This is a genomic window from Psychrobacter sp. SC65A.3, assembly GCF_025642195.1.
GTDB lineage: Bacteria > Pseudomonadota > Gammaproteobacteria > Pseudomonadales > Moraxellaceae > Psychrobacter > Psychrobacter cryohalolentis.
On the sequence record NZ_CP106752.1, the window covers coordinates 1,821,482 to 1,838,080 of the forward strand.

13 protein-coding genes are annotated in these 16,599 nt (G+C 42.5%); 8 read left to right on the forward strand and 5 right to left on the reverse strand.

All coding sequences use genetic code 11. The features are described from left to right. Positions 1-41 precede the first annotated feature (41 nt). Both OEG80_RS07665 and OEG80_RS07670 read right to left on the reverse strand, forming a co-directional pair. Positions 42-1,289, reverse strand: a complete 1,248-nt coding sequence (locus OEG80_RS07665) for an NAD(P)/FAD-dependent oxidoreductase (RefSeq protein ID WP_263240174.1) — start codon at positions 1,287-1,289, stop codon at positions 42-44. A 237-nt stretch (positions 1,290-1,526) separates the two neighbouring features. Next, a complete protein-coding gene (locus OEG80_RS07670; protein WP_263240179.1) occupies positions 1,527-3,728 on the reverse strand; it encodes an ATP-dependent helicase in 2,202 nt (733 codons plus the stop codon). Positions 3,729-3,931: 203 nt separating this feature from the next. Here OEG80_RS07670 and OEG80_RS07675 point away from each other — a divergent pair, with 203 nt between their 5' ends. Next, the gene (locus OEG80_RS07675) at positions 3,932-4,171 is read left to right on the forward strand and encodes a hypothetical protein (RefSeq protein ID WP_011513355.1); all 240 of its coding nucleotides are present in this window, start codon (positions 3,932-3,934) and stop codon (positions 4,169-4,171) included. Between the two features lie 92 nt (positions 4,172-4,263). On the opposite strand, the gene OEG80_RS07680 is transcribed toward OEG80_RS07675, so the two are convergent. Further along, positions 4,264-5,754 (reverse strand): aldehyde dehydrogenase family protein, encoded by a 1,491-nt coding sequence (locus tag OEG80_RS07680; protein ID WP_263240180.1) that lies wholly within the window; start codon positions 5,752-5,754, stop codon positions 4,264-4,266. 276 nt (positions 5,755-6,030) lie between these two features. Here OEG80_RS07680 and OEG80_RS07685 point away from each other — a divergent pair, with 276 nt between their 5' ends. From OEG80_RS07685 to OEG80_RS07715, 7 genes are all read left to right on the forward strand, one after another. Continuing rightward, on the forward strand, positions 6,031-6,669 hold the full coding sequence (locus tag OEG80_RS07685) for a TetR/AcrR family transcriptional regulator (protein ID WP_020443230.1): 639 nt from the start codon (positions 6,031-6,033) through the stop codon (positions 6,667-6,669). Between the two features lie 349 nt (positions 6,670-7,018). Next, positions 7,019-8,239, forward strand: coding sequence for an iron-containing alcohol dehydrogenase (locus OEG80_RS07690; protein ID WP_263240181.1), 1,221 nt, complete (start codon positions 7,019-7,021; stop codon positions 8,237-8,239). Between the two features lie 112 nt (positions 8,240-8,351). Further along, on the forward strand, positions 8,352-9,401 hold the full coding sequence (locus OEG80_RS07695) for an NADP-dependent oxidoreductase (RefSeq protein ID WP_263240183.1): 1,050 nt from the start codon (positions 8,352-8,354) through the stop codon (positions 9,399-9,401). Positions 9,402-9,619: 218 nt separating this feature from the next. After that, complete coding sequence (locus tag OEG80_RS07700) at positions 9,620-10,297, forward strand: type 1 glutamine amidotransferase domain-containing protein (protein WP_263240184.1); 678 nt, start codon at positions 9,620-9,622, stop codon at positions 10,295-10,297. A gap of 33 nt (positions 10,298-10,330) precedes the next feature. Continuing rightward, positions 10,331-10,966 (forward strand): glutathione S-transferase family protein, encoded by a 636-nt coding sequence (locus OEG80_RS07705; protein WP_011513349.1) that lies wholly within the window; start codon positions 10,331-10,333, stop codon positions 10,964-10,966. Positions 10,967-11,262: 296 nt separating this feature from the next. Further along, the gene (locus OEG80_RS07710; protein WP_263240186.1) at positions 11,263-12,879 is read left to right on the forward strand and encodes an MFS transporter; all 1,617 of its coding nucleotides are present in this window, start codon (positions 11,263-11,265) and stop codon (positions 12,877-12,879) included. A gap of 101 nt (positions 12,880-12,980) precedes the next feature. Further along, positions 12,981-14,372, forward strand: coding sequence for an HlyD family secretion protein (locus tag OEG80_RS07715; RefSeq protein ID WP_263240188.1), 1,392 nt, complete (start codon positions 12,981-12,983; stop codon positions 14,370-14,372). Between the two features lie 119 nt (positions 14,373-14,491). Here the strand turns inward: OEG80_RS07715 and pdxH are convergent, their stop codons facing one another. Continuing rightward, the gene (gene pdxH, locus OEG80_RS07720; RefSeq protein ID WP_263240190.1) at positions 14,492-15,142 is read right to left on the reverse strand and encodes a pyridoxamine 5'-phosphate oxidase; all 651 of its coding nucleotides are present in this window, start codon (positions 15,140-15,142) and stop codon (positions 14,492-14,494) included. Between the two features lie 46 nt (positions 15,143-15,188). Continuing rightward, complete coding sequence (gene glmM / locus OEG80_RS07725) at positions 15,189-16,556, reverse strand: phosphoglucosamine mutase (RefSeq protein ID WP_263240191.1); 1,368 nt, start codon at positions 16,554-16,556, stop codon at positions 15,189-15,191. Between the last annotated feature and the right edge of the window lie 43 nt (positions 16,557-16,599).

Here is a 16,599-nt window from a genome sequence, read left to right on the forward strand (position 1 = left end):
CTTTAAAATGTATAAATGACTCAAGTTTTATGAAATCTTACTTAGCGAGAAAAGCGATCAGCGCTAAATGGCTTGATATCGACCAATAGCGGTTTTTCATGAATCATCTCTTCAACGAGACGACCGGTCATTGGTCCTAATGTGAAACCTTGATGACTGTGACCAAAGGCAAACCATAATTTTTCATGGTTACTTGCAGGACCGATAACTGGCTTCATATCTGGCATACAAGGACGCGAGCCTGCCCATGCTTCACTCTCAACTGCATCTTCTAATGGCAATATTTTTCGCGCCAGTTTAAGCACAGTTTTCAATTGTCCAAAATTCTTTGGCGCATTCATGGTCGTCATCTCAGCACCAGTGGTAATACGGATACCTTGCTGCATCGGTCCCATGACAAAACCTTTATCCATATCAAACATACTATGATGGATGGTGTTCTTTTCGTTGACTTTAAAATGCTGATGATAGCCACGCATCGGGAATAATGGCAAGTCATAACCAAGCGGCTTGATGAGATCATTAGACCAAGGTCCTGCTGCGATGACTAATTTATCACTATAGAAAGTCTCGGTATCGGTAACAATCTTCCAGCCGCCATCTTCTTGTACGATCTCTTGAACGCCAGTCTCTTTAATTGTCCCGCCCATTTCTTGGAAGTTTTTTGCATAGGCTTTAACTAGAAAGCTTGGGTTTGAGACCTGCCAAGAGTTGAGCCAATGAATTGCGCCGACAAACTCATCAAAATTGGCACTAGGCTCCATGACTCTTAACTCTTCAACCGTCAATACCTTGTGCTCAACACCTTGATTGCGAGCATCGATAGCTAGCGCAATGGCTTCTTTAAAAGTGTCTTCAGAGCGATGTAATTGCAACCAACCATCGCGGGTAATCAGCTCATCTGCACCAGAGGCGCTAATCATGGTTTGATGTTCGCTTGTGCAATGCTCAATCAGTGTTTGCCACTCGCCTTCGATTTTTTTAACTGAGGCAGGTGTAGAGTATTTCCAGTATTGCAATAGTGCCTGATGATAACGAAGAATAGCTGGTATGCGATAGCGGATATCAGTACCTTGGTTTGGCAATACACGTATCATTTCAGTCAGCTGGCGCGGAAACGGATGCGTATGAATCGCCTCACGCTGAATCAAGCCAGCATTGCCGTATGAAGTCTCTGAGCCCGGTAGCTTTTTGTCTATAAGTAAAACTTCAGCATTGTTTTTTTGTAGATGCCAAGCAACCGAGGTGCCAACCATACCTGCACCGATAACGATAACTTCATGACGCATAACATATCCCTTTTTATGGCTTTGATACAGAGTGTTAAATAGATGAATATAACGGGTAAGGTGGTCATAGTAACGCATTGAAAGATTTTTTAAACCCTTATCTGTTAAATATTTTTACGAATAAACACTTTTGGTTATATGTTTTTATGCAAGGTATTTTTGATAGGAATAGTGACAACCTAATGAAAAACAAAAGTCATTTTTTAAGCTATTTTCCAACGTTTATAGCATTTTTTATCACCACCAAACTGGATCATCACTCTCTTCTAAAGGCTGTTTTACCGTTAGCACCGTTATCTTATCAGCAGGTACTTCAGCGATAAACCGTGACACTTTATCAAAATAGCCTGAATAGCTCGAAAAATAATCGGGCGCAGTTAGAAACAGCCTGCTTTTTGCACGACTACAGGCAACATAAAACAGCTTACGCTCCTCTTCTAACTCCTCAAAATCGCTTAGTGAGCGGTAATGCGGCGTCATACCATCTACCAATGAATTAACAAATACCACTGACCATTCAAGTCCTTTGGCACTATGAATGGTCGAAATGGTCACTTTGTCCCTGTTTTTGTCGATACCTTCTTCGCCTTTTTCAGGCTCACCTGCGGTGGCAACCGAGTCATTAGGTGGATCGAGTGCCAGATTTTCTAAAAATTTATCTAGGCTATCATGCTCTAACGCTAGATTTTTGAGCACACGGAAGTCTTCGCTACGCTCACGCCAATTGTCTTCATTGATTTTTAAAACGGGCATATAAAAATCTAGAATCAGCTCGATAATGGCTTCGACCGACTCTGCTTGACTGGCTTGACTTAGCATTTTATACAGCGGCTCAAGTTGCGTGCTTTTTTTGGCAAACTTTGTTGTTAATAACGGCTCAAAAGAGTTATTGTCAGCATTAATCGCTTGGGTTAAGCGCGTGGCAGTCACCGACCCCACGCCTTTAAATAAGGTCAAAATACGGTGCCATGCAATGGTATCATTCGGGTTATAAAGTATCTTAACAAATGCTAAGACGTCTTTAATGTGGCGTCTTTCAATAAAACGAATCCCACCAACGACAATAAACGGGATATTACGTTCCATAAATTCTAGCTGGACGTAGTTAGATTGAAAGGAGGTTCGGCACAATACCGCAAAGTCTTGATAATCATAGTCTGATTTTAATTCGATAATTCTATCAGCAATATACTTTGCTTCTTTGCTCTCATCGCTAAGTCGGCGAAATATTGGTTTTACACCTTCTATAGAAACACCAGAGTACAGCTGCTTTTGGTAACCCAAGGTGATCTGAGCAGACAGAGCATTGATATAATCAAGCACTGCTGGCGTACTACGATAGTTTTGCTCAAGTTTAATCAGCTTAGCTTCAGGGTAACCCTCTCCAAATAATAAGATATTTTCATAATTGGCGCCGCGAAAGGCATAAATACTTTGGTTGTCATCACCGACGACCATCAGCGACACCGACGTAGGCGCACAGATGAGATCAATCAGCTCTTTTTGCGGAATATTGGTGTCTTGATATTCATCGACCATGACATAACGATATTGCTTTTGTAGCAGTTGGCGAAAGGTATCATTATGCTTTAAATGACGCACCACTTGGCTAATGATGTCATCAAAATCGTATAAATGATTGGCACGCTTGTACTCATGAAAGTCAATGGCCAATTGCTCAATAACAGGAATATGCACGGCAATATCAGGATAGCTGTTTTCGATTAAATCGCGGATATGAATACGGCGATTTCTAGAGGTTGAAAAGATGTTTTGCAACGTTTTTTTGCGCGGAAATGCCTGATTGGTTATTTTGGTCGGATACTTTTTTTCCTTATGAATTAAATCGATGGCGTCTTCACTGTCGCCTGTATCTAGAATGGTAAATCTCGGATTAATACCAAGCAGACCTGAGTATTGACGCAATAGCATATTACAAAAAGAATGGAAGGTGCCACTGGTAATGTCATTCAGGGTTTTATTTTTTGGCAATTTATCTTCTACCAAATCCTTATTTAACCTTTGGGCAAAAGATGGTGTGCTTGCTAGCAAAGCTCTAGCACGACCTTTGATTTCGTTGGCTGCTTTACGAGTAAAGGTTAATAGTAAAATCTCTTTTGGCGACACGCCGTTTTCTATCAAGTAACTGGTTCTATAGGTCAAAGTCTTGGTTTTGCCAGAACCGGCACCGGCTATCACCAATACCTTGCCCTCAATAGTCGTGGCGGCCAATAGCTGATTGCCATTAAGCTCACTGGCATAATCTACTTGCAACCCTAAATGACTGGCAAGCCTTTGCTCTAATACCTCAGTATCCGCAGTGATCAGATTGGCTTCGAGTTTTTTAATCGCCTGCTCAAGCCGCGCAATCTTGGGTTTCATCTCGATAAAATTTTGCGGATAATTATAATGGTGGGTAGCAAAAATGGTCGTGGTCATTATAGGATATTACCTTTGATATGGTTTAGCGTGCCATTCATTATAAAGTAAGATAATAATTTTAGGGGCTGTCTTAGATAAGTAAGACGATCTAGGGCAGCTTACAGATAGGTTCAACCCTACTTGACGCTTCACCACTTTCAATACACTCATTGACTATAAGTAAGCCGACTGCTTAAATGATTTATCCCTAGGAGAATATCATGACTGAAAAAACCGAAGAAAACGCTGCTACTCACAAACGTAAATTAATTGATAAATTTTTGATAAAACTGACCAAAGAAGAACCGCAGATGTATTACGCCACGACATCTGAGATTGCACGCAGTCTTTATAGCATGTTAAAAGAACATACGAATCGCCTAACCGTTGAGGAACAAGCGCTTATCAGACATATGACTATCGAAGAAATACAAGGGTTATTAGGCTTTCATGCTAAATGAGAAAATAAGATTCTTATGACTGCACAAAAAAGACTGCCCTATAGGCAGTCTTTTTTATTAACACATCAAATTAGAGCTTTAATAATAAATGCTTAAAAAGGATAATCACGCGGCGTATGCTGCACTGAAATCCAATGCAAGGTAGTAAACTCTTCTAGTATCCATTCACCATTAAAGCGTCCGATACCCGAGTTTTTCTCACCGCCAAATGGCGCGTTGCTTTCATCATTCACTGAGATATCATTAATATGGGTCATGCCAGCTTTGATACCGCGGGCAAAGCGCAAACCTGTTGCCATATCTTGGGTAAACACTGCACTCGATAAGCCGTACATAGAATCATTAGCAATCGACAGCGCATCGTCTTCATCTTTGGCACGAATAATACCAACCAAAGGACCGAATACTTCATTACAAGACAAGTCCATCTCACGTGTTACGTCGCTAAAGACATGCGGTGGTACCACTTGACCTTTTATCTCACCACTTAATAGCATTTTTGCGCCTTCATCTTGCGCTTTAGCGATTTTTTCTTTTAGCGACTCAACTTGTTTTTCATTGATAATCGGACCGACTGCCGTATCAATTTTGCTAGGATCGCCAAAATTCAAGGTCTTAACGTGTGACACAAAACGCGTAACGAAATCGTCATAAATCTCATCTTCGACAATGATACGGTTAATCGCAATACAGATCTGACCTTGATGTAAGAATTTACCAAAGGCAGCGGCTTTTACGGCTTGCTCAATATCAGCGTCTTTTAGCACGACAAACGGGCTATTACCACCAAGCTCTAACGCCACTTGCTTGATATAGTCGCCGCCATTTGCCAACTCACCGATATGCTTACCTACAGAGGTCGAACCGGTGAAGGAAACCAAACTCGGAACATGATGGGTGACCATCGCATCGCCTATTTCACTGCCGCTACCAACGACAACGTTTAATAATCCTTTTGGCAAACCGGCTTCTTCGAATATTTTTGCAAGCAGCAACCCACCGGTAATCGGTGTATCACTAGCAGGCTTTAACACTACGGCATTCCCTAGTGCTAATGCTGGCGCAATAGAGCGCTGGGTTAGATGTAGTGGGAAGTTCCATGGGCTAATCACGGCAATCACACCCATCGGTTCACGATAGATAAAGTTTTCTTTACCCGGTGTGTTCGACGGGCGAATCTCACCATGGACGCGATTGGGAAAGCTTGCGGCTTCAAGGGTAATCGCCCGCGCACTGCTAAACTCGACCATCGCCTTAATACGGGTACTGCCCGACTCTTTGATTAGCCAATCAACAATCTCATCTTGACGCTGATCAAAGATACTGACTACTTTATAAAGGATAGCAGCACGTTCGTTCGGAGTTTGCTTTGCCCATTGTTTTTGAGCTTCGCTCGCCGCTTGATAAGCTTCATCAAGTTGTTTATCCGTTGCTTGTTGAATCTCAACCAAGGTTTCACCATTAAACGGATTGGTATTGGTATTAATACTATCGTCATCACCTTTTTTCCATTCGCCTGATATATATTGCAAATGAAAATCTGTATAAACATTTACCTGCGTATTTTTAGTTTCTGTTGACATAATTGTTCCTATTTTTTATTTAATAATATTATTAGAGTGTGGCTATAACGTATCATGGCCGTCTATCAGATTCCGTAACATGTTTAATAAGCAATAGCAGCATACGATAACAAACGTAACTTGCTAGACGACTGGTCTAATGCTAACATAAACGCTATAAAGATTAGAATCTTTTAAACCTATTGTTTGTTGAACAAACGTAACTTGCCAATTAATACTTATAAATTTGTTAAACCATCTTAAATAATTAGTCTCTCTAAGGAGAACATAAGTCACATGTCTATACCCAATGCTATAAAACATACTCAACCAGACAGTTCGCTATCTAATATTGCATTATCGAACACCAGAGACCATCTGTTAACGACGGGCTATAAGCTCATCGCACAAAAAGGCTTTACCGCTGTTGGCATTAAACAAATATTAGATACGGCAGGCGTGCCCAAAGGTTCTTTTTATCATTATTTTGCGTCAAAAGAAGCCTTTGGTGAGGCGATTATCAGCCACTACTTTACCCAGTATAAGCAGCGCCTTGATACTATTGGTTCACAAGATGTTAGTGCCCAGCAGAAATTGTATGACTATTTCCAAAACTGGTATGACACACAGCAAAGCGGCTGCGCTCATGAGAAATGTTTGGTAGTAAAGCTTAGCGCTGAAGTGTCAGATATGTCCGAGCCAATGCGTAAAGTCCTATATGCGGGCTATCAGCAAACGATTACATGGCTTGCAACTCAAATTAAAGCCGGCTGGGCGGACGGTTCTGTCCCTCATCCCGCTAACGTAGCGGCTGAGAGTATGGCAAAACGTTGGTATTTTGCATGGCTTGGTGCCAGCTTAGTGACCAAAATTAGTCAAACGGATACCCCATTAGCAGAAGTATGGCTGATGACTACTACCGCTATGGGTCGCTAGTTTTTTCATTTTACAAACGATCTATTTACATTCTGTAGCTCTCGTTTTGTCTATCCTTCCGTCTTACTCCTCCTTGTTTAACTTACCATGAACTAGTGTTGAACAAGGATATCTTATTAATATTTTGTTTGAAGAAAATATTAATTACTACTATTAAAAGTCCAACTGAATAATTCGATTAACTTAATATCGGCTGAAATGCTTATACGATAGTTTTGTAACTATTTACTATAATCACTAGACGACCGGTCTAATTAATATATAATGCAGACAGATGCAAATAAGTTGCAGACTTTATTTTCAGTTTTTAAATCCCTTTTTCATACTCAGAAAACATATTAGGAATCTTATGAATAACTTTCAATATTACAATCCCGTCCGTATCGTCTTTGGTGAAGGTCAAATCGAGAAGTTGGCTGAGCTTGTACCAACAGATGCCCGCGTACTGATTACCTATGGTGGCAGTTCAGCACAGCGTACAGGTACGTTAGATGAAGTTAAAACGGCATTAGCTGCCAGTGGCAATCGCGAAATATTCGAATTTGGTGGTATCGAAGCCAATCCAGAATTTACGACGCTATTAAAAGCGGCTGATATGGTCAATGAGCACGATATCAACTTCTTATTAGCCGTTGGTGGTGGCTCTGTGCTTGACGGCAGTAAGTTTGTCGCACTGGTATCGTCATTGACTGAAGAAGACGGTACGGTATCACGCGATAAAGCATGGGATGCGCTCACCAGTTATTGCAGAGATATCGATTCAGCAGTTGATTTGGGCGCGGTATTAACCATTCCAGCAACTGGCTCTGAGATGAATTCAGGCGGCGTGATTAACTATAGTGAACGCCAAGCAAAACTGCCGTTTGGTAATGCACTTGCCTTCCCTAAATTTTCAATTTTAGATCCAACCAAAACCATGACTTTACCTGAACGCCAAGTAATGAATGGTGTGGCTGATGCCTTTGTTCATGTGATGGAACAGTACCTGACCTATCCGGTCAACGCGAAAGTTCAAGATGCCTTTGCTGAGAGCTTATTAAAGATTCTGATTGAGGAAGGCGCAGCGGTAAAAGCCGATCCAGAGAATTTAGAGACTCGCAAAAACATCATGTGGACGGCAACTATGGCGCTAAATGGTCTGATCGGTACTGGTGTACCGCAAGACTGGACGACGCATATGATTGGTCATGAGTTGACCTCATTACACGCGATTGACCATGCTCGCACGCTGACCATCGTATTGCCATCAGTCATGCGTGAGCTTAAAGACAGTAAAAAAGACAAATTGCTTCAATATGCACGCAACGTTTGGAACATTAAAGCTGACGATAATGGTACTGAATTAAATGATGATGCCATCATTGAAGCGGCTATCAAACAGACTGAAAACTTCTTCCGCGAGCTTGGACTGCCGGTCAGCTTAGCAGATGTCGAGTTAGATGCTGCTGCCATTGATCCTATTATCAAGCAATTAGAAGTACATGGTATGGTGAAATTGGGTGAGCATGGTAAAAACGACTTGGCAGTATCACGTCGTATTCTAGAGCGTGCCATTACTAGCAACGCTTAACTCTCTGAGTAATTATCTATAGTTATATTGTCGTTATAGAAACCACTAGCCTGTCACTTCAGAGTGGCAGGTAACTTTAAAATCAAAAATAAATAAAATAAGGCGCTTTATCATGAGCTTTAACGAACAACAAAATCAACAACAAAACCGTCAAATCAAACTTGCCAGCCGCCCACATGGCGCACCAACTGCCGATAATTTTGAATTGGCTACTGGCGAGATTCCAAAACCCAATCAAAGCGAGATGCTATTACGCACTGTATATTTATCGCTTGACCCTTATATGCGCGGACGTATGAGTGATGCCGCAAGCTACGCTGACCCATTAGAAATTGGCGATGTCATGCTAGGTGGAACGGTTGCCCAAGTTATCGAATCTAATATCGATACATTTACAGTCGGTGATTTGGTAGTATCGAACTCGGGCTGGCAGGACTATAGTGTCAGCGATGGCGAAGGCGTACTAAAGCTCGATAAAAATATGGCAAACCCTTCTTATGGCTTGGGTGTGCTTGGTATGCCCGGCTTCACAGGCTACATGGGTTTGACTGATATCGGTAAACCAAAAAAAGGCGAAACCTTAGTCGTCGCGGCGGCAACGGGTCCTGTTGGCGCAACTGTTGGACAAGTCGGTAATCAGTTAGGCTTACGTACTGTTGGCGTCGCTGGCGGTGCTGAGAAGTGTGCTTACGCGGTTGACGAATTAGGCTTTGATGTTTGTCTTGATCATAAAGCCGATGACTTTGCTGAACAACTAGCAATCGCTTGCCCAGATGGTATCGACATTTATTACGAAAACGTCGGTGGTAAAGTCTTTGATGGCGTATTGCCACTATTAAACGCCCACGCACGTATTCCAGTATGTGGCTTGATATCACAATATAACGCCACTGAATTGCCGGACGGTAAAGACCGTTTGGGTGTCCTGATGGGTAATATTCTCAGTAAACGTCTAACCATAAAAGGCTTTATTATCTTTGAAGAATACGGCGATCACTTTCCAGAATTCTTAGCTACGATGAGCAAATGGCTTGAATCAGGTGATGTTAAAACCAAAGAGCATCAAGTTGATGGTTTAGCACAAGCGCCACAAGCTTTCTTTGACATGCTTGATGGCAAAAACTTTGGTAAAACCGTGATTAAAGTGGCTGACGTTCAATAACTAACATAAAAAATCATGAAAATAACCAGTTAACAACATAACTTGTTAAGACAGCTACTGAAAGTCATTCTTAAAAGATGAATACTGTCAGAAGTCGGTTTTTTAGCGTTATTAGTTTTTGATAGCGTTAATAACTTTCAATACCGACTGCAACACAGTACTGATAGGCTTTAATAATAAACCTCAATAATAACTTTCAACAATAAACAGGGACAATTATGAATATTTTAATGGTACTAACTTCACACGATAAATTGGGCGATACTGGTAAGAAGACAGGTTTTTGGCTAGAAGAATTTGCCGCACCTTATTATGCTTTTTTAGATGCCGGTGTCAATATCACGATTGCCTCTCCTGCAGGCGGTCAACCACCACTTGACCCAAGTAGTGACACGCCGGATGCTCAAACTAAAGATACCAAACGTTTTAAAGAAGATTCTGAAGCCCAAGAACGCCTAGCAACGACTAAAAAATTGGCAGATATGAAAGCGGAAGATTTTGATTCAGTATTCTATCCTGGTGGTCATGGTCCAATGTGGGATTTAGCCGTTGATAAAAACTCGATTGAATTAATTGAGACGTTTATCAAACAAGATAAGCCAGTTGCTTTTGTCTGCCATTCTCCTGCCGCGCTCAAAAACGTTAAAATCGATAGCGAGTATCTGGTCAAAGGCAAAACGGTCACAGGCTTTAGTAATACCGAAGAAGAAGCGGTTCAGCTCACTGACGTCGTGCCTTTCTTATTAGAAGATGTGCTAAAAGCCAATGGCGGAAACTATGAAAAAAGCTCTGATTGGGAATCGTTTGTGGTCGAAGATGGTTTGCTGATCACGGGTCAAAATCCGGCGTCGTCAGAAGAAGCCGCCAAGCGTTTAATGGCTAAAATACAGGCTTAATAGCATCAAATCCACTGCAAAAAGGCTAACTAAATGATTCGCTTACATCACCTCAATCAATCACGCTCATTACGGACGTTATGGCTTTTAGAAGAATTGGGACAACCTTATGAAATTATTAGCCACCAGCGTGATGCCAAAACGCATCTAGCACCAGATAGCCTAAAAGCGGTACATCCTCTTGGTAAGTCTCCGGTTATTGAGATGGATGGCGAGCTTTATGCAGAGTCAGGTGCGATTACTGAGCTGTTGATTGAGCGGTTTGCACCTGATAATCTTCGCCCTGCTATCGATAGCGCAGATTATGGTCATTACTTACAGTGGATTAACTTTGCTGAAAGCTCGCTGATGCTGCCGCTTTTGCTTGAATTATTTACCAATAAAGCAGGTGCTGGTGATAATGCATTTTTAAAAGGGTATATCGCTCAAGAAAAACACAGGCTACTGAGCTATCTAAATGACGAGGTGGCAGGCAAATCCTTTATCGTGGGTAACAAGCTAAGCGGTGCAGATTTTATGCTGTCGTTTGATTTGATTATGCTTCTCAAGCGTGAGGCGTTAGAGGATTATCCTCATATTAAAGAATACGCGCTACAACTGGCAAGCCTTGATAGCTATCAGCGCGCCATGCGTTTGGAAGCAAATTATGATATGACTACTCTGACATAAATCCCACGGTTAATCGCGTAGATGCGAACGATAATCAAAAACTATGATAAAATAGCTCAAGCTCTTCTTGGGCTATTTTTTCTTATACAGCATTATTAAGTATTAGAGTTTTTATATCTTTATGCTTTTATTGTTCTGTGACCTATTTTTTATAGCCCTTTAAATGAATAAGCGCTAATAATAAAACCGTATGATGAGCACCGACCACGCTTATTAGCGCTGATCAGACACCGCCTGATACTTGGGAGCGTTATCATGAATTTACATTATCCGTCGTTACCGATGATAGATAGCCCATGAGTACCGACTATCAGTTTAAACCTCATGAACAGCCGTTTATGCTGGGCTCTCCTGCCACACCCGATCATCCTACTTATCGAAAAGTATTTTACTTACTGATCGGTATTTTTATCGGTATTACTGCCAGTTTTCAAAACGGTCTATTAGTCGCCAACCTCTCTCAAATCCAAGGCGAGATGGGCTTAACCCCTGTTGAGGGTGGCTGGATATCAGTCGCTTACCATATGACCAATGCCTGTATCACGGTACTGCTCTATAAAATTCGCCAACAGTTTGGTATGTCGTTATTTAGCAAAATCACACTATTCTTTTTGCTCTCAGCGACCAGTATGCAGTGGTTAGTCAGTAGTCATCTATTGAGCTCAACCACCGGAATTAGCATTGATCCTTATTATTTAGAGCTGATTGCCCGTGGCTTTAGCGGCGTGGTTGCGAGTGCCATGACGGTATTGTCTATCTTTTATTGTTTGCAAGGCATGCCAGCAGCTCGGCGTATTAGTGGGCTGATTTTGGGCTTTGGATTGGTACAGTTTGGGGTGCCTTTATCTCGCATCATCTCGCCTTATCTTGCCGCCGATGGTCAACTTGAAGGCTTGTTTTTATTCCAAGTAGGCTTAGCTTTGATATGCTTTGGCTTAATTAACCTTCTTGAGCTGCCACGCGGTAATATGGAAAAAGTCTTTGAAAAGCTGGATATTGTCAGCTTTGTTTTTTTTGCGACTGGTCTTGCAGCATTGGCAGTTTTTTTGGTACAAGGTCGTATTTTATGGTGGACAACGCCTTGGCTCAGCTATCCACTTATCATCGCTGTCGTGACCATTGCTATTGCATTGTGGATTGAAACCCACCGTAAAAACCCGATGCTACAAGTACGTTGGATGCGCAGCCGTACGATTATCGCCTTTATGATAACGGGCGCTGTGATGCGTATTTTGCTGTCTGAACAAAGCGTTGGTGCGGCAGGATTGTTGGCTAACCTCGGTTATGGCAATGATCAGCTGATTGTGTTCTATGCCATTATTTTGGCGGCCAGTGCGCTGGCATTGGTGCTTAGTATTTTTACGACCAATGCGCTGGACCTACGTCGACCGGTGATTTTTGCCGTGGCATTGATTGCGATTGGTGCATGGATAGATACGGGTGTGTCACTGAACTCTACACCTGTCATGTTTTATTTTAGCCAGTTTATCATTGCGTTTGCTGCCGTATACTTTATGGGACCGATGGTATTTGAAGGGATGTTTCGTGCCATTGCCAATGGACCTGCCTATATTATTAGCTTTTCGGTGATTTTTGGTATTTCACAAACGGTTGGCGGTTTAGCAGGTGCCGCCGGTATTCAAGCCTTTACCACTATTCGCACGCAGATGCACTATGCAGATATGGTCAGCTCGATGACTGCTGGCAACCCTGCTCAAATGACCCAAATGCTGCAAGGGATTCAGCGCCAAGCGACCGTTGCCGCTTATGATGATTTATTCTTTTTAATGGCAGTGAGCGCTACGATTACCGCGATCTATTTATTAATGGTGTATTTCTATTATTTGTATCATAAGCGCAATCCTCTTGGTAAAGAGCTTGCCGCGTTAGCAGAAATGATGGGCAAAAAATAGCAGATAGTGCAAATGCTATTGTGTATTCTATAGCGCCTATTCTCTCTTATTATTATTGTAACGTTATCTATTATGCTTATTAAATCCTTTAGGAGCGTGTCATGAACGAAGACAAACCGAACCGCGTTGATGACGCAAGCACCCCTAACAAAACAGCTAAAACTGTTGAAAATGCTCAAGCTAGTGAATCATTATCAAATCAAGCGGTTGTGGATACACCATCACAGTCATACGTGGCTTCCAATAATGACACAAATACCAATATAGCAGCCATTCAACCTGAACCGACTATGCCTGCAACTCGGATTCAAACCGACCCTTCTGATGACTTACCTACGAATACCAATGAGCCTATAGACGCCGCTGATACAAATAAAATAGACAGCACTGAGGCAGGCGATGGCAAAGATGATACACCGATGCCACCTACTGAATCTATTCCTGCGCCAGCAGGTTGGTCGCCCAAAAAGAAGTCGTTTTTTAATTTAGCCTTACTGATTGCACTGATTGTTATTGGTGTGGCACTCATTCTCTATGCGTGGAAACTGCCACCTTTTACCCCAACCATGCAGCAAACCAATAATGCTTTTGTTAAAGGACAAACCACCATTATCAGTCCGCAAGTGTCAGGTTATGTGACAGAAGTAGCAGTAGAAGATTTTGCGAATGTTGCAGCTGGTGACTTATTGGTAAAAATAGATGACCGTACTTTTCAGCAGCAGCTCGAACAAGCGCAGGCGAATATCGATATTGCGTTAACCAATCGCTCTAGTAATGCGCAAGATACTGGCACCAGCCAAGCACAGATTCAGGCACGTGAGGCAGATGTTTATAGCGCCAAAGTGAGTGTCGACAGTGCCCGAGAGGACGTCAACCGTTATCAGGGCTTGATTGCCATTGGTGCAGTATCAAGTGCAGATGTTGCCCATGCTGAAGCTCAATTAGCAAAAGCACAAGCTGGTGTCCAACAAGCGGAAGCCAATTTACAAGTGGCAGTCGAGGGCAGCAAAAAAACGACGGCTAGCCGCTCTTCATTGGATGCCAATATCAAAAATGCTGAAGCTGCCGCAAAACAAGCACAGATTAACTTGGACAACACCATAATCCGTGCTCCTGAATCGGGACAACTGAGTCAGTTGAGCGTTAAAACAGGACAATATGTCACTGCTGGTACGCAGCTTATGTATATCGTACCAAAAGGCGTATGGATTATTGCCAACTTTAAAGAGACGCAAGTGGCAAATATGACCATTGGTGAAGCGGCCACTATTCATGTGGATGCCTTAGGTGGTACACGGTTTAGCGGACGGGTCAGCAATATATCACCCGCAACAGGCAGTGAATTCAGTGCTGGCGCTGCCAATCCTGCGACAGGTAACTATATTAAAATTGCTCAGCGTATTCCGGTACGCATCGACTTAGACTCTAACCAGCCAGACCTTGCCCGCCTACGTCCTGGTATGTCTGTTTCGGTAGATGTTGATACCAAATAGCTCCACTATTAAAGAAATAAAAAAAGCCACTTTTTTTGCCATATGAATACGACAGGTAAAGTGGCTTTTTTATAAACATGAACTTCTTCTAAGCCCATATCATGCGCTATTGATTACGTTTAAGGCAATAAGCGTTTGGTGCTAAAACTACCATCCGCCTCTTTATGATAGACAATACGGTCATGCATTCGATTGGCGCGACCTTGCCAAAACTCAATCTCATTGACAGTAATCTCGTAACCACCCCAAAACTCAGGCGTTGGTACGGCTGCACCTTCTGGATAGTCTGTTTTCAATTGCTCAAACGTCTGCTCCATCACATCGCGATTAGCAACTTCACCGCTTTGTGGTTGGCTAACCCATGCGCCTACTTGGCTATCGTGCGGGCGTTTTTGAAAGTAAGCAGCAGATTTATCAGCATCAATTTTAGCAATACTGCCGCTGATACGAATCTGACGCTCAAGCTTGTGCCAAAAAAACAGCGCTTCGGCATTGGGGTTTTCAGCGATATCTTGACCCTTGGCACTTTCATAATTGGTATAAAAAACGATGCCTTTATCTGTAATTTCACGCAATAGAACAATACGCACGCTGGGTTTATTGTCCGCCCCGCATGTTGCCAAGCTCATAGCATACGGCTCTTGTACGTTTTCTTCTATAGCCTGCTGCATCCAAGCATTTAATAGCTCAAATGGTGATGCTGGTACTGACTGTTGGTCTAGTTGACCTTTTTCATATGACAAACGCTGATCGCTAAAATCCATACTCATGATTGTCCCTTATTTTGCTATTCTAGTGTGTTTATATCAAAGACTATTAACCTAATATAGCTTTTATTTTATCTGCCAAATCATTCGCCATTACATCACACTCTATCTCATCATCTGATTCAACCATGACTCGAATCATCGGCTCTGTACCCGATTGACGAATAAGCAAGCGACCGCGACCTTCTAAAGTAGCACGAGCTTTATCAAAAGCAACCACTAGCTCTTCATGCTCAAACGGATCTTGCATTTGAGACAAGCGTACATTGACCAGTTTTTGTGGCAATACTTCAAAGCCTTCAGTTAAATCACTTAGTGCTTTGCCTCTTGCTTGCATGACTGCAAGTATCTGCAAACTTGCAATAATAGCGTCGCCAGTCCGGCTTTTATCCAAGCATAAGATATGACCTGACGGCTCACCGCCCAATATCCAACCGTTGGCCTCAAGCTCTTGCATCACATAACGATCGCCTACTTTTGCACGCGTAAACTCAATATCAGCCGCTTCTAACGCCAACTCTAAACCCATATTGCTCATTAGGGTGCCAACGACACCTGCCACCTTTGTTTGACCTTGAGTAGCGAGCACATACAAGATACCATCGCCGTCAACCAAATTGCCGGCTTCATCAACCATCACAATACGGTCGCCATCACCATCTAAAGCAATGCCCACATCGGCTTCGTATTTTAGCACTGCTTCTTGCAGACCTTCAGGATGGGTTGAGCCACAATCAGCATTGATATTGATGCCGTCAGGCTTATTATTAATGGCTATGACATTGGCGCCCAGCTCACGCATGACACGAGGCGCCACGCTATAGCCTGCACCATTTGCACAGTCGACGACCACAGTCAGATGATCTAAATCATATTGATAGGGAAAGCTGCCTTTACAGAATTCAATATAGCGACCTTTCGCATCATCGATACGGTTATTTTTACCCAATTGTGCCGGATCAAGAATAGGCATTACGGCATCGTTATTACCGTCAGCCGCCATAATAGCGTCCAACTTATCATTGATAGCATTTTGCATTGCATCAGTTAATTTTTTGCCGTCGGCTGAGAAGAATTTGATGCCATTATCATAGTATGGATTGTGTGAAGCAGAAATAACCACGCCTGCATCGGCATTAAAGCTACGGGTTAAATGTGCGATAGCAGGTGTGGGCAATGGCCCTAACATATATACATCGACGCCAGCGGCATTAAAGCCGGCTTGTAGTGCGCCTTCGATCACATAGCCTGACAACCGCGTGTCTTTACCGATCACAACACTTGGCTTACGCGGCGAATTTTGATTGTTTTCTATCAGCACCAATCCTGTGACATAACCGAGCTTTAAGATAAAGTCTGGCGTAATTGGCAGCTCACCAAATTTACCGCGAATACCATCAGTGCCAAAGTAGCTCATTATTATTTTTCCTTAAGTCTAAAAGTAAAAGCCCCTACGTGGA